General features: G+C 74.0%; 18 protein-coding genes and 1 pseudogene. 7 read left to right on the forward strand and 12 right to left on the reverse strand.

Features of this window, described 5'->3' with window-relative positions:
- Nucleotides 1-3 precede the first annotated feature (3 nt).
- Genes ACIBQ8_RS08535 through ACIBQ8_RS08555 form a run of 5 tightly spaced genes read right to left on the reverse strand, consistent with a single transcriptional unit; the run spans nt 4 to nt 5,438 of the window.
- Nucleotides 4-963 carry an aldo/keto reductase gene (locus ACIBQ8_RS08535; protein ID WP_397191576.1) on the reverse strand — a complete coding sequence of 320 codons (960 nt, stop codon included), beginning with the start codon at nt 961-963 and terminating at the stop codon, nt 4-6.
- Nucleotides 960-1,832 carry a branched-chain amino acid ABC transporter permease gene (locus ACIBQ8_RS08540; protein ID WP_352327509.1) on the reverse strand — a complete coding sequence of 291 codons (873 nt, stop codon included), beginning with the start codon at nt 1,830-1,832 and terminating at the stop codon, nt 960-962. Before ACIBQ8_RS08540 ends, ACIBQ8_RS08535 begins: the two co-directional genes overlap by 4 nt.
- Nucleotides 1,832-2,983 carry an ABC transporter substrate-binding protein gene (locus ACIBQ8_RS08545; RefSeq protein ID WP_397173685.1) on the reverse strand — a complete coding sequence of 384 codons (1,152 nt, stop codon included), beginning with the start codon at nt 2,981-2,983 and terminating at the stop codon, nt 1,832-1,834. Before ACIBQ8_RS08545 ends, ACIBQ8_RS08540 begins: the two co-directional genes overlap by 1 nt.
- On the reverse strand, nt 2,980-4,689 hold the full coding sequence (locus ACIBQ8_RS08550; protein ID WP_397191577.1) for an ATP-binding cassette domain-containing protein: 1,710 nt from the start codon (nt 4,687-4,689) through the stop codon (nt 2,980-2,982). The genes ACIBQ8_RS08545 and ACIBQ8_RS08550 overlap by 4 nt, the downstream gene beginning before the upstream one ends.
- Complete coding sequence (locus ACIBQ8_RS08555) at nt 4,689-5,438, reverse strand: ABC transporter ATP-binding protein (protein ID WP_397191578.1); 750 nt, start codon at nt 5,436-5,438, stop codon at nt 4,689-4,691. The genes ACIBQ8_RS08550 and ACIBQ8_RS08555 overlap by 1 nt, the downstream gene beginning before the upstream one ends.
- 185 nt (nt 5,439-5,623) lie before the next feature.
- On the opposite strand from ACIBQ8_RS08555, the gene ACIBQ8_RS08560 reads away from it, so the two are divergent.
- Nucleotides 5,624-6,973 carry an amidohydrolase gene (locus tag ACIBQ8_RS08560; RefSeq protein WP_397191579.1) on the forward strand — a complete coding sequence of 450 codons (1,350 nt, stop codon included), beginning with the start codon at nt 5,624-5,626 and terminating at the stop codon, nt 6,971-6,973.
- 19 nt (nt 6,974-6,992) lie between these two features.
- Here the strand turns inward: ACIBQ8_RS08560 and ACIBQ8_RS08565 are convergent, their stop codons facing one another.
- On the reverse strand, nt 6,993-7,829 hold the full coding sequence (locus tag ACIBQ8_RS08565) for an aldo/keto reductase (protein WP_397191580.1): 837 nt from the start codon (nt 7,827-7,829) through the stop codon (nt 6,993-6,995).
- A gap of 115 nt (nt 7,830-7,944) precedes the next feature.
- On the opposite strand from ACIBQ8_RS08565, the gene ACIBQ8_RS08570 reads away from it, so the two are divergent.
- Nucleotides 7,945-8,772: a metallophosphoesterase family protein gene (locus tag ACIBQ8_RS08570; RefSeq protein ID WP_397191636.1), complete on the forward strand. Its 828-nt coding sequence runs from the start codon at nt 7,945-7,947 to the stop codon at nt 8,770-8,772.
- Between the two features lie 13 nt (nt 8,773-8,785).
- On the opposite strand, the gene ACIBQ8_RS08575 is transcribed toward ACIBQ8_RS08570, so the two are convergent.
- Genes ACIBQ8_RS08575 through ACIBQ8_RS08590 form a run of 4 tightly spaced genes read right to left on the reverse strand, consistent with a single transcriptional unit; the run spans nt 8,786 to nt 12,325 of the window.
- On the reverse strand, nt 8,786-9,430 hold the full coding sequence (locus ACIBQ8_RS08575; protein WP_397173678.1) for a LuxR C-terminal-related transcriptional regulator: 645 nt from the start codon (nt 9,428-9,430) through the stop codon (nt 8,786-8,788).
- Complete coding sequence (locus ACIBQ8_RS08580; RefSeq protein ID WP_397191581.1) at nt 9,421-10,608, reverse strand: sensor histidine kinase; 1,188 nt, start codon at nt 10,606-10,608, stop codon at nt 9,421-9,423. Before ACIBQ8_RS08580 ends, ACIBQ8_RS08575 begins: the two co-directional genes overlap by 10 nt.
- 11 nt (nt 10,609-10,619) lie before the next feature.
- Nucleotides 10,620-11,414, reverse strand: coding sequence for an ABC transporter permease (locus ACIBQ8_RS08585; protein ID WP_397191582.1), 795 nt, complete (start codon nt 11,412-11,414; stop codon nt 10,620-10,622).
- On the reverse strand, nt 11,411-12,325 hold the full coding sequence (locus ACIBQ8_RS08590; RefSeq protein WP_397173673.1) for an ATP-binding cassette domain-containing protein: 915 nt from the start codon (nt 12,323-12,325) through the stop codon (nt 11,411-11,413). Before ACIBQ8_RS08590 ends, ACIBQ8_RS08585 begins: the two co-directional genes overlap by 4 nt.
- 174 nt (nt 12,326-12,499) lie before the next feature.
- On the opposite strand from ACIBQ8_RS08590, the gene ACIBQ8_RS08595 reads away from it, so the two are divergent.
- From ACIBQ8_RS08595 to ACIBQ8_RS08610, 4 genes and pseudogenes are all read left to right on the forward strand, one after another.
- A complete protein-coding gene (locus ACIBQ8_RS08595; RefSeq protein ID WP_397173672.1) occupies nt 12,500-12,676 on the forward strand; it encodes a hypothetical protein in 177 nt (58 codons plus the stop codon).
- A 100-nt stretch (nt 12,677-12,776) separates the two neighbouring features.
- A complete protein-coding gene (locus ACIBQ8_RS08600; RefSeq protein ID WP_397191583.1) occupies nt 12,777-13,232 on the forward strand; it encodes a hypothetical protein in 456 nt (151 codons plus the stop codon).
- Between the two features lie 10 nt (nt 13,233-13,242).
- Nucleotides 13,243-13,914: a glycine-rich domain-containing protein gene (locus ACIBQ8_RS08605; protein WP_397173668.1), complete on the forward strand. Its 672-nt coding sequence runs from the start codon at nt 13,243-13,245 to the stop codon at nt 13,912-13,914.
- A gap of 69 nt (nt 13,915-13,983) precedes the next feature.
- Nucleotides 13,984-14,451, forward strand: a pseudogene (locus ACIBQ8_RS08610) (methyltransferase domain-containing protein); the annotation flags it as partial.
- On the opposite strand, the gene ACIBQ8_RS08615 reads toward ACIBQ8_RS08610, so the two are convergent.
- Together ACIBQ8_RS08615 and argG are read right to left on the reverse strand one after the other, a co-directional pair.
- The gene (locus tag ACIBQ8_RS08615; protein WP_397173666.1) at nt 14,443-15,558 is read right to left on the reverse strand and encodes a cupin domain-containing protein; all 1,116 of its coding nucleotides are present in this window, start codon (nt 15,556-15,558) and stop codon (nt 14,443-14,445) included. The pseudogene ACIBQ8_RS08610 and the gene ACIBQ8_RS08615 sit on opposite strands and share 9 nt — an antisense overlap.
- 101 nt (nt 15,559-15,659) lie before the next feature.
- Complete coding sequence (gene argG / locus ACIBQ8_RS08620; RefSeq protein ID WP_397173664.1) at nt 15,660-17,108, reverse strand: argininosuccinate synthase; 1,449 nt, start codon at nt 17,106-17,108, stop codon at nt 15,660-15,662.
- Between the two features lie 153 nt (nt 17,109-17,261).
- Here argG and ACIBQ8_RS08625 point away from each other — a divergent pair, with 153 nt between their 5' ends.
- Nucleotides 17,262-18,428, forward strand: coding sequence for an acyl-CoA dehydrogenase family protein (locus ACIBQ8_RS08625; RefSeq protein WP_397191584.1), 1,167 nt, complete (start codon nt 17,262-17,264; stop codon nt 18,426-18,428).
- Nucleotides 18,429-18,467 lie beyond the last annotated feature (39 nt).

Here is an 18,467-nt window from a genome sequence, read left to right on the forward strand (position 1 = left end):
ACGTCAGGGACCTTCGGGGTCCACCGTGTCGGCGTCGGCCCAGAACGGCGCGGCCAGCTCGCGCAGCCTGGCCGCGCCGACCCGGTCGAGCAGGGCCAGCGCGCCCGCGTTGTCGGCGAGCTGGGCCGTGCTGGTGACGCCGAACAGCACGCTGGCCACCGCCGGATGGGTGAGGCAGAACGCCACGCACACCTGCGCGGGCGTCGCGTCCAGCCCGGCGGCCACCTCGGCCAGCCCGGCGGCGGCCGCCGCGGCCCGCGCGCGCACGCCGCCGGGGTCGGGGAAGACCGGCCGGGCGGGCTTCTCCCTGCCCGCCAGCAGCCCGCCTTCGAGCACGTCGCTGGCCTGCAGCGAGACGCCGGCGTCGAACACCTCGGAGAACGGCACCCCTTCCGGGATCGAGCGGCGGCACGGGTTGTACTTGAGCTGGGCCAGTTGCGGCCCCGGCGAGCCGAGGTCGCGGGCGTGGCTGCGGATGGTCAGGATCGAGGTGGCCGACCAGTTGTTGACGCCCCAGCAGCCGAGCAGCCCCTCGGCCTCCAGCGCGGCCAGCTCGCGGGCCAGGCGGCGCAGGTCGAGGTCGTCGCGGTGGACGTCGCCGACCACGGCCAGGTCGGCGTGGTCGGTGCCGGCCCGCAGCAGCGCGCGTTCGAGCTGGTCGCGCAGGGGACGCCCGGGGTGGTCGTCGAGCCAGAGCTTGACCGAGAGCAGGTAGTCCTCGCGGGCCAGGCCGGCGGCCCTGACCATGGCCGAGAAGAGCACGTCGGTGAAGACCGGCCGGTGTCCTGGCAGGCCGTAGACGCCCACGTCGAACAGGTTGACGCCGATCTCCACGGCGTGCCGCAGCAGCTCGACGGCCGCGCCGAAGTCCATCCGGTCGTAGGTGTGCCAGGATCCCAGCGACAGCACCGACGCCTCGGGGCCGTGCGCGCCGATCTGGCGCTGGGGGACCTTGACCGTCATACGTTCGCCTCCGAGTCCCAGACCTGGTGGCGGCTGCGCCACCACAACAACGCCACCATCACCAGGAACGGCAGCACCCCGCGGTACTGCTGGACCGCCTCCAGCGAGGCCGTCACCCCTTCCAGGCAGCCCAGCAGCAGCCCGCCGGCCAGCGTCAGCCACAGGCTGCTGAACGCCCCCACCATGGCCACCGCCAGCGCGGTGGTGACCAGGTTGCCCAGCGTGGAGAAGTCGCCGCCGAGCCGCGGCGCGACCAGGACGATGACCAGCGTGCTGACCGCGCCGATCGCCACCCACACCGCCAGCGCGAGCCGGGGCGCGGGGATGCCGACGACCTGCGCGGTGGCCGGTCGTTCCGACAGCGCCTGGAGCCGCAGCCCCACCCGGGTGCGCCCGAGCAGCAGCCCGACGCCGACCGTGATGAGCACCGCGAACGACAGCGACACCAGCACCGCCTGCGGCACGACCACCTCGCCCACGGTGAAGGCGGGCGCGTCGAACGGCTGCGGGAAGCGCCGCGCGCCGCTGGTGTTGTTGCCGAACAGCCGCAGCCCGACCGACATCAGCGCGACGAACACCGCCACGGTGACGGCCGCCTTCGTGCGCAGGTCGTGCTCGCCGAACCAGCGCACCAGGCCGAGGCCGAGCAGCGCCGAGACCAGCCCGCCGGCCAGCGCCCCGAGCGGGAGCGCGAGCCAGACGTCCAGGCCGGCGTCGGTGAGGGTGACCATGACGAAGGCGCCCATCGCGCCCACGGCCGCCATCGCGAAGTTCACCACCGCGACCAGCCGGTAGGTCAGGACCACGCAGAGCCCGAGCAGCGCGTACACGCCGCCGCTGGTCAGGCCCGCGACCACGGAGTCGAGCATCAGCCGTTCCGCTTCGGGACGATGAAGCCCTCGGGCAGCACCGTCCACTTGCCGTTCTCGGCCTTGACGAAGCGGCTGCCCTCGATGGGGTTGTGCGTCTGGCCGGGGCCGAACACCCAGGGCGTGCCGACCATGGGATAGGTGATGGGCTGCATCGACTTGAACGCCTTGGTCACCGACTCCCGGGTGATGTCCCCCTTGATCGTCTTGAGGACCTGGACGAACACGTCGGCCGCCATCACCCCGCCCTGGCTGAACGCGGTCTTCTGGATCTTGTTGTCGTTGACGATCTTCGCCCACCGCTCGTTGCCCGGCAGCGTCTCGTCGGTGTACGGCTGCCACTCGGTGCCCGCCTGGGCCTTCATGCCGGCCGGGATGAGCGCGGCGTTGGCGTCGGTGTAGGCGTTGGCCATGAGGATGAAGTCGACGTCCTGCATGCCCTGGGTCTTGGCCTGGGCGAACCAGGGCCCGACCTGGGCGTTGTAGACGACCGCCTGGCAGCCGCCGCTCTTGAGCTTGACCAGGTACGGCGTCGGGTCGCCCTGCCCGACCGAGGTGTCCTTGACGGCCAGCGTCTTGCCGGTGATGTCGCTCCACTCCTTGATGGCCGCGTCGATGCCGCCGCCGCTGCCCGGCAGCACGGTGAAGGCCAGGCACACCTTGTCGTGCTTGAGCGTCTCGGAGGCGTAGTAGAGCATCGCGGTCAGCAGCTTGAACGGGCCGGGGTTGACCGGGGCGATGTTCGGGCTGGTGAAGCAGGCCGGGTCCACGCCCACGGCCGGGATCGAGACGATCTGCGCCTTGCTGTAGGTGGCCCGGTTGAGCCCGCAGTCCACGGCGCTGGAGGAGCCGACGAACGCGACGACCTCCTCGGAGTCGATCAGCTCGCGCGCCGCCTCCGTGGAGCGCTGCGGGTTCATCGCGTCGTCCTTGCTGATCAGCTCGATCTTGCGGCCGTTGATCCCGCCGGCCTTGTTGACCTCCTCGAAGACGGCCTTGACCGCCTGCGGCACCTCGGGGGTCTGGAACAGGCCGGTGACGCCGTTGACGGCCCCGACCTTGATGGGCCCGTCGGTGCCCGAGCCGCCGGAGCAGGCCGTCAGAGCGGTCAGCAGAGCGAGGACGGGCAGGGCCACGAGTACGCGTTTCACGATGTCTCCTCCAAGACGGTGCCGAGGTAGGCGGCCCTGACGGCCGGTGCGTCCAAGACGTCGAGCGTCGGCCCCGAGGCGATCACGTGCCCGAAGTCCAGCACCGTGACCTGGCCGCAGGCGGCTCGTACGAGATCCATGTCGTGCTCCACCAGCAGGATGGACACGCCGAAGCGGGCCGGGACCTGGGCCAGGCGGCGGCCGAGCGCCAGCGACTCGGCGGCGGACTGCCCGGCGGCCGGCTCGTCGAGCAGCGCGACCTTCGGCCGGGCGGCGATCGCGGCGGCGACGTCGAGCAGCCTTCTGGTGCCCGCGTCGAGGATCGAGACCGGCACCTCGCCGGGCGGGCAGCCGAAGAAGCGCAGCACCTCCGCCGCCTCCTGCCGGGGCAGGCGCCGCCCGGCGACGATCGCCAGGTACTCCTCCTGCGTCAGCTCCGGGGCGATGGCGGTGGTCTGGAACGTGCGGCGCAGCCCGCGCCGGGCCCGGACGCTCGGGCTGAGCCGGTCGAGCGGCTGCCCGGCGAGCACGACCGAGCCCTCGTAGCGGGCGGCGAAGCCGGTGACCGCGGAGATGAGCGTTGACTTGCCGGCGCCGTTCGGGCCGATCAGGCCGCAGACGCCGAGGGCGGGCACGGTCAGGTCCACGCCGTCCAGGGCGACGACCTGGCCGAACCGCACGCTCAGCCCGCGGATCTCCAGCACGTTCCCCTCGCCCGCCGCCGGGGGGACCGGGGCGGGTTCGTCGGCGGGCGGGGACTCCAGCAGCGGGCGGGCGGCCCGTTCGCGCCTGCGGGCGCGGGTGAAGTCGGTCTGGCTGACCCCGCTGCGCAGGGCGAAGATCGCCATGACGCCGAACAGGATGCCGCCGAGGTCCTGCGGCAGGCGCAGCTTCTCCAGGACCGTGGCCATGACCGCGCCGAAGATCCCGCCGAGGACGGCGCCCTCGGTGTTGTGCGGCCCGATGAGCACGGCGACCGCGAACAGCGCCAGCGACTGCATCATCGCGAAATTTCCGGATACGACGAGACCGAGCTGTCCCGCCATCAGCCCGCCCCCGATGCCGGCGATGAACGCGCTGATGGCGAAGGCCGTGAGCTTGCTGCGGGCCACGGAGATGCCGTGCGCCGCCGCCGCCCGCTCGGAGTGCCGCAGCTCCAGCCACGACCGCCCGATCCTGGTCCGGTTGACCAGCGCCAGGCCGATCGCGGTCAGCACGAACACGGCCATGGCCAGCACGAAGTAGGCCGCGTCGGAGGAGAAGGGCTCCGGCCGCACGAGCGTCTTCAGCTCGGTCGTGCCGGGGAACTGGTTGGCGTTCAGCACGATGTCGGTGGAGACGGCGAAGCCGAGCGTGACGACGGCCAGGTTGACGCCCCGGATGCGCAGCGCGGGCAGCCCGATCGCGACGCCCACCGGCACGGCCGCCAGGCCGCCGAGCAGCAGCCACAGCAGGAAGCCGCCGGGCGCGTCGGCCAGGTTCAGCCGCAGCACCACCCAGGCCCCGATCGCGGCGAACGACATCTGGCACAGCGACATGACCCCGGCCCGCCCGACGATCACGCCGTAGCTCTGCATGAGCACGCCGCTGACCACGGCCGCGACGGCCAGGTAGATCCAGTACGGCGGCAGCGCCCAGGGCAGCACCGCGCACGCCGCGACGGCCAGCCCGAGCCCGGGACCCCAGGTTCTCAGCAGCGCGTTCATCAGCTCCCGCCTTCCGTGCCGGCCGCCCGGGCGAGGCCGTCGCCGGTGACGGCGCCGAAGTAGAACTCGTGCAGCCGGTCCTGCGCCCCGCGCAGCTCCTCGCACGGGCCCTCGAAGACCACCCGGCCCTTGCGCAGCACGTACGCGCGGGCGCCGATCTCCAGCGCCAGGTTGGCGAACTGCTCGACGAGCAGCACCCCGATGCCCCGCTCGGCCAGCTCGCGCACCGAGCCCATCAGGCGGCGGACCACGACCGGCGCGAGCCCGAGCGACATCTCGTCGATGAGGACGACCTTGGGCCCGGCGATCAGCGCCCGGCCGATGACGAGCATCTGCTGCTCGCCGCCGGACAGGTTGGCGGCCGGCAAAGTGCGCCTGCGGTTCAGCTCGGGGAAGATGTCGTAGACCATGGCCGGGTCGCCGTCTCCGGAGACCAGCAGGTTCTGCTCCAGCGTGAGCGTGCGGAACACGGTGCGGGCCTGCTCGGCGTACCCGAGCCCGGCCTGGGCGCGGCGGTAGGTGGGCAGGCCGGTCAGCGGCGTGCCGGCCAGGGCGACCGTGCCGGCGGCGGCGGGGGCCAGGCCCGCGATGCCGTCGAGCAGGGTGGTCTTGCCCGCGCCGTTCGCGCCGAGCAGCACGGTGACCGTGCCGGGCGCGACGCCGAGGCTGACCTCGTGCACGACGGGCACCTCTCCCCTGGAGACGCTGAGGCCCCGTACGTCGAGGACGTCGTCCGCGGGAGCGCCCATCAGCGGCTCCGGCGGCGGTCGTCGGCCGCGGCGGCCGGCGGCGGGTGCGCCGGTCCGCGAGGGGCCCGATCGATGATGCGCCGTGCCTCGAAAGGTAGAGGCATCGTCACCTCCCGGCACGAAATCGTATCTGATTCCATGTACGTTATGCGGATGGAAATGAGAGTGTCCAGAGCGGAGCGGATATGAAATCTGCGGCTGACAACAGGTCGGCGGATCTGGTCATGACCGGCGGCGTCGTCCACACGATGAACGCGGCCGGCCATCTCGCGTCCGGCATCGCGATCAAGGACGGACGCATCGTCAGGGTCGGCACTCCGCTGCAGGTCCAGGCCATGGTGGGCCCGGGGACGCGGGTCGTGCGCCTGCGCGGCAGATCGGTGCTGCCCGGCATCAACGACAGCCACCTGCACGGCGCCTGGCTCGGCCTGCGCTGGCCCGACCTGCTGCTGGACCGCCTGACCGGCGCCGCCGACCTCGTCCCCGACTCCCGGCTGGGCAAGCAGGAGGAGCGGCGGGCGGCGATCCTGCGCGCGGGCGACCTGCTGGCCTCCCTGGGCATCACCAGCTACACCGAGCCGGGGCTCGGCCCCTGCGAGCACGACGGCGGCGGGCGCTTCGGCGTCGAGGTCCTGCGCGAGTACGCCGGGATGGCCGCGCGGGGCGAGCTGAAGGCGCGGGTGCGCGCGTTGCTGCTGTTCGCCGAGGTGGACGGGCGCAGCTCACTGCCCGACCTGGTCGCCGGGCTGCGCGACCTGACGCCGCCCGACGAGGTGCCGGGCTGGTTCAAGGTGGCCGGGGTGAAGATCTTCGCCGACGGCATCCCGCCGATGCGCACCGCCTGGAGCGACGAGCCGTACGAGGACGGCACGCACGGCGCCCCGCTGGTCGAGGGCGGCTCGGAGGACGAACGCGAGAACGCCCTGACGACCATGATCGAGACCGCCGCCGCGGCCGGGCACCAGGTCGCGGTGCACGCCACCGGCAGCCGCGCGACCCGGACGGTCACCCGCGCCCTGGCCGGGGCCCCGGGGCGGCGCCACTACCTCGTCCACGGCGACGTCCTGCATCCGGACACCCTCACGACGATGGCCGCGGCAGGCATCGGCCTGACCACCCAGCCGGGCATCGCCGCCGCCGCCTCCCCCATGCTGCGCGACGCCCTGGGCCAGGCCGCGCTCGGGCACGCCTGGCCGGTGCGGGACGCGCTGGCCGCCGGCGTACGGCTCAGCCTCAGCTCCGACGCCCCCATGCTCACCCCCGACTGGCGGCACGGCGTGGCCGCGGCCGCCACCCGGTGGGCCGTCGAGGGCGCGCGCGACCAGCGGCTCGCCCTGGACCAGGCGCTGCGCGCCTACACGAGCACCCCGGCCTGGCAGGAGGGCGCGGAGTCGTGGAAGGGCTCGCTGGAGCCGGGCAAGGTCGCCGACCTGTGCGTGCTGGACGACAGCCTGCTGGACGCCCACCCGGCCGACCTGCCCGAGGTGCCGGTCGCGATGACCATGGTGGACGGCAGGATCGTCTACGAGCGCTGACGGGGGCAGCGCCGGAGGGCTACAGCTCCACGTGGCGGTCGGGGTCGCCGCCGAGGCGGCTGCCGCCGTCGCCCAGGCCCGAGATGCGCGCCATCTCCTCGGCCGACAGCTCGAAGTCGAAGACCTCCAGGTTGTGGCGCATCCGCCCGGGGTCGGCCGACTTGGGGATCGGCACGGCGCCGAGCTGCACGTGCCAGCGGAGCACGACCTGCGCGGGGGTGCGGTCGTGCGCGGCGGCGATCTCGGTGACGGCCGGGTCGCCGAGCAGCTTGCCGCCGGCTCCGAGCGGGCTCCACGACTCGGTCGCCACGCCGTGCCCGGTGAGCCAGGCGAGCAGGCCGGGCTGCGGGAAGCCGGGGTGCAGCTCGACCTGGTTGACCGCGGGCCACACGCCGGTGGCGTCGACCACCCGCTCGATCTGCTCAGGGGTGAAGTTGGAGACGCCGATCGAGCGGGCCAGCCCCTCCTCGCGCAGCCGGACGAACGCCTTCCAGGTGTCGACGAACAGGCCGTGGCCGGGCAGCGGCCAGTGGATGAGGTAGAGGTCGACGTAGTCGAGGCCGAGGCGGGACCGGCTCTCCTCGAACCCGCGCAGCGCCAGGTCGTAGCCATGCTGGGCGCCGCGCAGCTTCGTGGTGACGAACAGCTCCGCGCGCGGCACGCCCGACTCGGCGACCGCCGCGCCCACGCCGCGCTCGTTGCCGTAGCTGGCGGCGGTGTCGATCAGCCGGTAGCCCAGCGAGAGGGCGTGGCCGACGGCCTGGCGGGCCTGGCGGTCGTCCATCGGCCAGGTGCCGAGGCCCAGGCGCGGCATGGCGCGGCCGTCGGAGAGCGCGAAGGTCGGCGCGGTCGTCATGGCGGTCCTCCTCCGGGTGCGGGCAGGTGACGTACCTACCCGCCGCCGTGCTGGTCAACCTGGCGGCGGACCGCGCGCCACGCCGGGGCGCGGGCGGCGTACGATCCGAGACGTGATCACCGCTCCCCGCCTGCTCGCCGTCAGCGACCTGCACGTGCACCATCCCGACAACCGCGCGTTCGTCGAGGAGCTGCGCCCCGGGTCGGAGGGCGACTGGCTGCTCGTCGCGGGCGACGTCGGCGAGCTGACGACGGACATCGCCTGGGCGTTGCGGCTGCTGGCCGACCGGTTCGCCAGGGTGGTGTGGGCGCCCGGCAACCACGAGCTGTGGACGCCGGCCCGCGACCCGGTGCGGCTGCGCGGCGAGGAGCGCTACCGGTACCTGGTGGAGCTCTGCCGCGATCTCGGCGTGCTCACGCCCGAGGACCCGTACCCGGTGTGGGAGGGGGCGCGCGGCCCGGTCACGGTGGCGCCGCTGTTCGTCCTGTACGACTACACCTGGCGTCCGGAGGGCGCGACGACCAAGGAGGAGGCCCTGCGCACGGCCTACGACGCGGGGATCGTCTGCACCGACGAGGTCATGCTCCACCCCGACCCCCACCCCGGCAGGGACGCCTGGTGCGCGGCCAGGGTCGAGTACACCGAGGCGCGGCTGGCCGCCCGGCCGCCGGGGCTGCCGACCGTGCTGGTCAACCACTATCCGCTGGTCCGCGAGCCGACGCGGGTGCTCACCCATCCGGAGTTCGCGCAGTGGTGCGGCACCGAGCGCACCGCCCGCTGGCACCTCGACTACGACGCCGCCGCCGTCGTGTACGGCCACCTGCACATCCCCCGCCTGACCCACCACGACGGCGTGCCGTTCATGGAGGTCTCGCTCGGCTATCCCCGCGAGTGGCGGCCGCGGCCGAACCCGCCGGCGCTGCCCCGCGTGGTCGAGGTGTGAACGCCGACCCGGGTCAGCCCTCCAGGTAGCGCAGGATCGCCAGCACCCGCCTGCTGTAGCCGGTGTCGCGCGGCAGGTCGAGCTTGTCCATGATGGCGTTGACGTGCTTCTCCACGGTGGAGGCCGAGACGTGCAGGCGCTCGGCGATGGCCGCGTTGACCAGCCCCTGGGCCAGGTGCGCCAGCACCTCGGACTCGCGCGGGCTGAGCCGGCTCAGCGGGTCGGCGTGGCTGGTGCGGGCCAGCAGCCGCCGCACCACCTCGGGGTCGAAGGCCGTGCCGCCGGCGCGGACGCGGTCGAGCGAGCCGAGGAAGTCGGCCACCTCCGAGACCCGGTCCTTCAGCAGGTAGCCGAGCCCTTCGGCGGGCCCGGCCAGCAGGGTGGCGGCGTAGTGGGGCTCGACGTACTGGGACAGGACGAGCACGCCCACCTCGGGCCACCGCGCGCGGATCTCCAGGGCCGCCCGCAGCCCCTCGTCCTTGTGGCCGGGCGGCATGCGCACGTCGATCACCGCCACGTCGGGCCGGTGACCGGCGACGGCGGCCAGCAGCGCGGGCGCGTCGCCCACGGCCGCGACGACCTCGTGCCCGGCCTCGGCGAGCAGCCGGGTCAGGCCCTCGCGCAGCAGCACGGAGTCGTCGGCCAGGATCAGCCGCACGGCGGCTCCTTGGGCAGCGTGGCGACGATCTTCGTGGGCCCGCCGGGCGGGCTGTCCACGGTGAACGCGCCGTCGAGCGCCAGGACCCGGCGGGCCAGCCCGGACAGGCCGCCGCCCGCGGGGTCGGCGCCGCCTCCGCCGTCGTCGGAGATCGCCACGCTCACCGTCCGTTCGTCCTCGCCCACCACGACCAGGATGTCACGGGCGCGGGCGTGCTTGACCGCGTTGGTGATCGCCTCCCTGGTCACGAAGTACAGGGCGGTCTCGATCTCCGTGGCGGGCCGGGCCGCCAGCCCGTAGTGGACGGTGACCGGCACCGCGGCGCGTTCGGCGACCCCGGCCAGCGCGGCCTCGATCCCCAGCTCGTCCAGGGCGGTGGGGTAGATGCGCCAGGCGACGCTGCGCAGCTCGTCCAGCAGGCGGCGGGACTCGGCGTAGGCCTGGTCGACCAGCTCGGCGGTCCGGTCGTGGTCGTGGCCGTGCCGGGCCCGGCCGAGCAGCATGGCCAGGGCCACGCCGCGCTGCTGGACGCCGTCGTGCAGGTCGCGTTCGATCCGGCGGCGCTCGTCGTCCACGGCCCGGACGATGCCCGAGCGGGTCGCGGTCAGCTCGGCGATGCGGCGGCGCATGAGCTCCCGGCCGCCGGGGCCGAGGAAGCGGGCGGCCAGGCGGCGTTCGAGCACGCCGGCGGCCAGGGCGAGCAGGGCGGTCACCGCCAGCAGGGCCACGCCGCCGGTCAGCCCGAGCATGCCGCCGGTGGTGACGATCCGGACGCCCGGCAGCTCGACGGGGACGGGGTCCGAGCCGCCGGTGATCAGGTCCCAGGCTCCGCCGCCCAGCAGCAGGCCGCCGACGAACAGGGCGACGGCGCAGCCGTACCCGCCGAGCACGCCGAGGGCCGCGCGGGCGGCGAGGTAGGCGTAGCCGCCGTCGCGGGTGGGGGCGGGGTGGCCGAACCAGCGGGTCAGCCGGGCGCGTTCGAGCGCCAGGAGCCGCGTCGCGCCGCGACGGGCCAGGGGGCGCGCGGCCGGGACCAGGAGGGCGGGCCAGGCCAGGCAGAGGAAGGCCAGCTCGACCGCGCCGAGCGCCATGCCGGCCAGCACCCCGGCCAGCGCCCTGACCGCCCGGCTGCCGGTGTTCTCCCGGTTGTCCGGCATGGGCCCGAAGTTGTCCGACACGGGCCCGAAGTCTAGGCGTCGCGGCGGCGCAGCACGGCGTAGCCCGCCGCCAGCGCCGCCGCCGCCCAGCCCAGCAGCCAGGCCAGGCCCTCCCCCGCCGAGTACGGGACGGGCCCGCCGGTCAGGTTGTCCACGCTGCCCATGAACGCCAGCCCCGCGAACGTCGGCATGCGCAGCGAGGCGTCCAGCGCCGCCTGGCTCCCGGTCATCAGCAGCACCAGCGGCAGGCCGAGGAGCAGCATGAACACCACGGTCAGCGTGCCCGCCGCACTGCGCATCGCGGCCCCGGCGCCCAGCGTCGTCACCGCCACCAGGGCGAAGTACGCGCCCGCGCCCGCCACGTCCCGCACGGCCTCCCCGAACGGCAGCGCGACGAGCCCGCCGAACGCGTCGGCCTGCAGCACCGCGTAGACGGCCGCCGTCGCCACCGCCCCCGACAGCACCCCGGCGGCGAACATCACCGGCGCCACCACCAGCGCCTTGGCGGCCAGCACGAGCCCGCGCACCGGCGTGGCCTGCAGCGTGACCCTGATGCCGCCCGAGGAGTACTCCGACGTGATCGCCAGCATGGCCAGAGCCACGAGCGCGAACTGCACGAACGACGTGGCCGACACCACGGACTCGCTCGCCGTCACCCGCGCGCCGGGCACCCGCTCGCGCGCAGCGTCGGTGGCTGCCGCCGCGGCCAGGGCCACGGCGGTCAGCACCATGAGCGCCGCCGCGCCGGCCAGGCACCACCACGTGGACCGGACCGACCACAACTTGTCCCACTCGGCCCGTGCCGCCTGCCACAACGCCGCCGTCATGCGCCCGCCTCCGTCGTCCCGTACTCCACGCTGCTCTCCGTCAGCTCCTGGTAAGCCTGCTCCAGGGACGCCTCCCGGGTGCGCAGGCCGTGCAGCCTGATCCCGGCCTCGTGGGCCAGGTCGCCCACCCGTTCGACGGGCGCGCCGGTGACGACGACCTCGTTCTCGGCGACGCGCTCGGCGGCGATCCCGGCGGCGCGCAGGCGGGCGGCCAGCTCCCCGGCGTGCGGGGTGCGGGCCAGCACGGCCGTCAGCGAACTGCGCCCGATGACCTCGGCCAGGGGCGCGTCGGCGATCAGCCGGCCCTTGCCGATCACCACCAGGTGGTCGGCCGTGAGCTGCATCTCGCTCATCAGATGGCTGGAGACGAACACCGTGCGGCCCTCGGCGGCCAGCGAGCGCATGAGCCGGCGCACCCACCGCACGCCGTCGGGGTCGAGCCCGTTGACGGGCTCGTCGAACAGCAGCACCTCCGGGTCGCCGAGCAGCGCGGCGGCGATGCCGAGCCGCTGGCTCATGCCGAGCGAGAGCGCCCCGGCCCGGCGGTTCGCCGCGCCGGCCATGCCGACGCTCTCCAGCACCTCGGTCACCCGCCGCAGGGGGATGCCGTTGCTGCGGGCCAGCGCGGTCAGGTGCGCCCGGCCGCTGCGCCCGGGGTGCAGCGCCCGCGCGTCGAGCAGCGCGCCGACCGTTCGCAGCGGGTTCCTGATCCGGTGGTACGGCACGCCGCCGACGAGCGCCGTGCCCGCCGAGGGCCGGTCCAGCCCGAGGACGAGCCGCATCGTGGTGGACTTTCCCGCGCCGTTGGGCCCGAGGAACCCGGTCACCGCGCCGGGTCTCAGCTCCAGCGACAGGTCGTCCACCGCCGTCCGGTCGCCGTACCGTTTGGTCAAACCCCGCAGACTGATCACGAGGGTCAACGCTAGGCAGCCGGGGGGCGGGCCACCATGGGGACCGGCCGCCGACCTCGATGGCGGAAAACCGGAACAGACCAGGTCGCGGCGGCGTCCGGCCGGGGCCACCGCGCCCAAACAAGACGGTGCCGTTGCCCCGCGTTGACGTGCGGCTCACTACGGTTGCCGAGCATGACCGAAGACAAGAGCCGGAACCGGCGGCGGATCAGCATCGACGAAGTGGGCCTGGAGAAGCGCAGGTCCGCGATCCAGGCGCTCATGGAGCAGCCGCCGTCACCGGCCTCCGAGCAGGCGGGCGTCTTCGCCGAGGCGAACGCCACAGGGACGGCACAGGCCGACCTCGGCTGAGCCCGCCCGGCGCGGGCCCCGGGTTCGGCAAAGCGGCGGCGCGTCGCGCCGCCGCTCCCGGGGCGGGATGTCACGCTCGCCGGGAACGAGGAGTATCGCCATGAGCAATGCCGTACAAGGGCCGGAGGCGCATCCTCTGCTGGTCAAGCTGCTCGCGGAGGGTCGCCAGGACGCCATGACGTTCTGGGGCTACGTGGGCCCGCCGTACCAGGATGGATTCGTCACGTTGTATCCCAGCCTGGAGGATCTGAACTCGGCGCTCGACATCCCGCTGAGCGACGTCCTGCACATCGAGAACGTGCCCGAGAGCATCCTGCTCTTCGGCGCGAAGGTGTTGTGGGTACGCCGGGACGCCGAGGTCGTCCGCCGGCAGGCCGGCACGGCGGAGGCGTCGCTGACCTCGGGGGCCGCCGAGGACGCCGGGGAGATCCGGACGGGCCGGCTGCACCTGCGGGTCAAGACCGAGCGCGCCGACTGCCACAGCCCCTGCATGACCTGCCGGGACTGCAGCAGCGTGTGCATCTCGTCCTGCCGCGCGAAGTCGTCGCCGGAGTAGGGGAACCGTCATGATCACCGGCACCCCGCTCGCCGCGCTCGACCACCAGGCCCCCTACCTCCTCGAACGGCTCGTCAAGGAGCGCGTCGCCGCGACGGAGGAGGAGGCCGGGGAGCTGTTCGCCGAGGCGAAGAAGTACCTGGTGCTCACGCAGGTCGACCGGTCGCGGATCTGGATGATGCACTCGACGCGCGTCGACGACGCCTGGCATCAGTTCATCCTCTTCACCGGCCTGTACACCGAGTTCTGCCACACCTACTTCGGCCGGTACGTCCACCACAGCCCGAGCAACGACCCCGGCGTGCGGGACGAGCCCGCCCCGGAGACCCCGGAGACCCCGCCGGCCACGTTCGCCGAGTTCCGCGACCGCTACGAGGAGCTCTTCGGCGGCCCGCTCCCCGACGTCTGGTACGACCACCGCACCGTCACGCTGAGCCGCCGCGTGGTGAACGAGCGCGCCGGGCTGCTCACCACCCGCCGCGACGGGAACCAGGTCGAGCTGCTCTCCCCGTCGGGCGAGCCGCTGGTGGCCGCCAACATGATCGCCGCGCCCGCGCTGGAGTTCGCGGCCCGCACCGGCGCATTCTACGTGCGGGAGCTGCCCGGCGGCCTGACCGGGGAGGAGCGGGTCGCGCTGGCCGAGGTGCTGGTCGAGCAGCGGATCCTCAAGGTGAGCGGCTAGCGGCGGCATGACCTACGCCTCTCTGCGGGCGGGGCGGGGGCCCAACGCGCTCGTCGTGCAGGCGCTGGCCCGCTCAACGACACCCGCTTCCTGCTGGAGCTGGGCTTCTCGGTCGAGGCCGTGGACACCGATCCCTGCACCCTCGCGCTGGCGGCGGCATGGCGGCACCCGCGGCTGCGGGTCGTGCCCGCCGACGTCCGTGACGTGCCGGTCGCGGCGGGGGCCTACTCGTTCATGGTCGCGATCCACGTCCTGCCCTTCCTGCCCAGGGCCGACCTCCGCCGCGTGGCGGCCGCGATGGCCGGCGGCCTGGCCGCGGGCGGCGTGCTGTGCTGCACGTTCTTCGGCCCCGAGGACGCCTGGGCGGGACGGCCGGGGCGCACGTTCCTGCGCGCCCCCGAGGCCGGCGCGCTGTTCCCCCCGCTGGAGCCGGTCGTCCTGCGCGAGGACCGCTACGACGGCATCGACGCCCATGACGAGCCCAAACACTGGCACGTCGTGCGCTGCGTCTTCCGCAGGCCCGCCGGGTCAGCCTGACGTCGCCAGGGTCAGGAATCCCTCCTGGACCAGGCGGCGTACCAGGGCGAGGCCGTCCGTCCCCGGCAGGCCGGCCGCCGTGAAGGGCTCGCCGTCGGCCATGCGCAGGACGGCCGCCTCGTGCCGGGCCGGGAGGCTGAGCCGCTTGCCGTGGAAGGCGAGGACCAGCGTGCCGGCGTCCCGCCTGCTCTCCCAGCGCAGGCCGGGGCGGCGCCGGACGGCGGTGCCGGCGTCGAGCTGGGCCAGGCCCGCGAGGTCGAGCAGATGGCCGTCCAGCCGGTCGCCCTCGGCGAGCAGCGCCATGTCCACCGCGTCGTCGGCCAGCCTGTCGGGGGTGAGGGCGGCTGCCAGGCGGGCGGCCAGCTCCCCGGCGCGCTCCCGTGCGGCGGCCCGTCCGCCGCTCGTGCGGGCGAAGCCGACGGGCAGCGGCTCCTGGAAGGCCGGGTCGGCCGAGACCGCCGCCTCGCAGCCGGCCAGCAGCACGTCCGCCCAGGTCAGGGGGTGGACCCCGATGCTCAGGTGCAGGGACGCGGCCTGCGCCGAGGCGGCCTCGTGCGGCAGGCCGCGCGGCAGGTAGAGCAGGTCGCCTTCGCACAGGTCGAACTCGTGAGGGGCGTCGTCGTGGATCCGCCAGCGTTTGGCTCCGGACACCTGCAGCACGAACACGTCGTGGGAGTCGCGGTGGACGCCGAAGCCGCGCGCCCGCGGCGGGGTGAGGTAGGCGTTGACCCGGCACTCCGCGCTGAACTCGCCCGCCAGCCGCCGGCACAGCCGCCGCAGCGGCGGCCACCGTTCGTGGACCGCGGGCATGATCAGGGTCGAGCCGTCGCGGTAGCGGGCGTAGAGGTCCTCCAGCCCGGCCGCGCCGCCGCCTGCGTGGCCGTCGCGGACCACGCGCACGGCCCCGGCGTGCAGGCCGGAGCCGGACAGCAGCTCGTCGAAGCGGGCCAGCGAGAACAGCTCGCGGTAGTGGCCGGGCGACCGCCTGCGCAGCAGGAGGTGCCGCCGGCCCTGGTGGTCGCGCAGGAACTCCTCGCGGGACACCGGGCCGAGCAGCCAGTCGGTGGCGGGCGTGACGTCCGGGCCGTCCCGCTCGTCGGTCGTCATCTCCGGTCCGTACCCGTGGCGTCCGCGCGCCACGCCCCGGGCCGCTCCGGGCCGCTCCGGGGCGGTCCAGGGGTGGTCCGGGGGCGGCCCAGGGGGCGCGGTCAGTCGGTGCCGAACTCCATCGCGGCGCGGTCGAGCAGCTCGTCGTCCTCGGCGACCTCGCCGCGCGAGGCGATGGCCTCCGCGCCGCCCTGCGGCATCGCGCCGATGAGGCCGGTCGAGGCCGCCTGGGCGGCGCCGATGAGCGCCGGGTGGGTGGTGCCGACCATGCCGAGCGTGGCGTACTGCTCCAGCTTGGCACGCGAGTCGGCGATGTCCAGGTTGCGCATGGTGAGCTGGCCGATGCGGTCGACGGGGCCGAACGCGGAGTCCTCCGTGCGCTCCATCGACAGCTTGTCGGGGTGGTAGCTGAAGGCCGGGCCGGTGGTGTCGAGGATCGAGTAGTCCTCGCCGCGGCGCAGCCTCAGGGTGACCTCGCCGGTGACCGCCGTGCCGACCCAGCGCTGCAGCGACTCGCGCAGCATGAGCGCCTGCGGGTCGAGCCAGCGGCCCTCGTACATGAGCCGGCCGAGCCGCCGGCCCTCGTTGTGGTACGTGGCCAGGGTGTCCTCGTTGTGGATGGCGTTGACCAGGCGCTCGTAGGCGGCGTGCAGCAGCGCCATGCCGGGGGCCTCGTAGATGCCGCGGCTCTTGGCCTCGATGATGCGGTTCTCGATCTGGTCGGACATGCCCAGGCCGTGCCGGCCGCCGATCGCGTTGGCCTCCATGACCAGGTCGACCGGGGAGCCGAACTCCTTGCCGTTGATCGTGACCGGGCGGCCCTGGTCGAAGCCGATGGTGACGTCCTCGGGGAGGATCTCGACCTCGGGGTCCCAGAAGCGCACGCCCATGATCGGGTCGACGGTCTCGATGCCGGTGTCGAGGTGTTCGAGGGTCTTGGCCTCGTGGGTGGCACCCCAGATGTTGGCGTCGGTCGAGTACGCCTTCTCGGTGCTGTCGCGGTAGGGCAGCCCGTGGGCGAGCAGCCACTCCGACATCTCCTTGCGCCCGCCGAGCTCGGAGACGAAGTCGGCGTCGAGCCAGGGCTTGTAGATGCGCAGGTGGGGGTTGGCCAGCAGGCCGTAGCGGTAGAACCGCTCGATGTCGTTGCCCTTGAACGTGGAGCCGTCGCCCCAGATCTGCACCTCGTCCTCGAGCATGGCCCGCACCAGCAGGGTCCCGGTGACGGCGCGGCCGAGCGGCGTGGTGTTGAAGTACGCCCGGCCGCCCGAGCGGATGTGGAACGCGCCGCAGGTGAGCGCGGCCAGGCCCTCCTCGACCAGCGCGGCGCGGCAGTCGACCAGGCGCGCGAGCTCGGCCCCGTAGGCCAGCGCGCGGCTGGGCACCGAGGCGATGTCGGGCTCGTCGTACTGGCCGATGTCGGCGGTGTAGGTGCACGGGACGGCGCCCTTGTCGCGCATCCACGCGACGGCCACCGAGGTGTCGAGACCGCCGGAGAAGGCGATGCCGACCCGCTCGCCGGTGGGCAGGGAGGTGAGAACCTTGGACATAGAAGAAGATTATGCATTGCAACGCATGTTCATGCAAAGCCAGCGTCTTTTCCGGGTGCGGGCCGGGATCTCCGGCGGAGGGTGGACAACCGGCCGGGGACGTGATCTGACGGAGGAAGGACCGCCGACGATCACGGACAGGAGCACCGGGACATGAGCGACAAGCCGCGACTGCACTCAGCCGGCCCGACCCACCTGCACCGCGCCCGCGACCTGCGCACGCTGATCGAGAGCGAGGCGGCCGAGGCCGAGGCGCTGGGCAGGCTGACCGAGCCCGTCGTGGCCGCCCTGCACGAGGCCGGGCTGTTCGGCATCTGGCTGCCCGCCCCGCTGGGCGGCGCGGAGCTGTCGCCGTCGGAGCTGCTGGCCCTGTTCGAGGAGCTGACCTACGCCGACGCCTCGACCGGCTGGGTGGTCATGGCCACCACCCTGGAGAACGGCACGGCGGGCGCCTACCTGGGCGACGACGCCGTCGAGCACATCTTCGGCGGCCTCCGCACGCCGCTGTTCGCGGGCCAGGGCACCCGGCCGGGCACCGCCGTGCGCGAGGGCGGCGGCTTCCGGCTGACCGGCCGCTGGAGCTTCGCCTCGGCCATGCCGCACGCCCGGTACGTGCACAGCCTGGGCGTCGTGGCGGGCACCGGCGAGGAGCGCATCTTCATCACCCCGGTCGACGACGCCGAGCTGCTCGGCAACTGGGACGTCCTGGGTCTGCGCGCCACCGGCAGCGTCGACTACGCCATCGACGGCGCGTTCGTGCCGGAGTCGCGCACGCACCCCTTCGCCCAGCGGGAGCCGCTGCGCGGCGGCGCGATCTACCGGCTGGGCCTGCTGGACCAGGCGCTGATCGCCCACTCCGGCTGGGCGCTCGGCCTCGGCCGCCGCCTGCTGGACGAGCTGGGCCGGCACGTCGCGGCCCGCGCCGGACGTCCGGGTCAGCTCGCCGTCAGCGACGCCTTCCACACCGGCTTCGCCCGCGCCGAGGCGGCCCTGCGGGCGGCGCGCGCCCTGGTCCGCGAGACGTGGGAGGACGCCGAACGCACCCTGGAGGCGGGCGGCACGCTGTCCACCCGCCAGGAGACGATGGTGCGGCTCGCGCTCAACCACGCCACCTCGACGCTCGTCGAGGCGGCCGGGTTCGCCTACGCCTCGGGCGGCACGACGGCGCTGCGCGACGGCCTGCTCCAGCGCCTGTTCCGGGACGCGCACGCCGGCGCCCAGCACATCACCTCGGGCCCGCAGGCGCTGCGGGAGTGCGGCCGCGAGCTGGCCGGGCTGGCCCACGGCGAGGAATGGACCCTCTTCACCCTGGAGCCCTGACCTCCAGCGCCCCGCCCTGAGCCCTGCCGCAGGGCGCCG

Source organism: Nonomuraea sp. NPDC049646, from assembly GCF_044465525.1.
In the GTDB taxonomy this organism is placed as follows: domain Bacteria; phylum Actinomycetota; class Actinomycetes; order Streptosporangiales; family Streptosporangiaceae; genus Nonomuraea.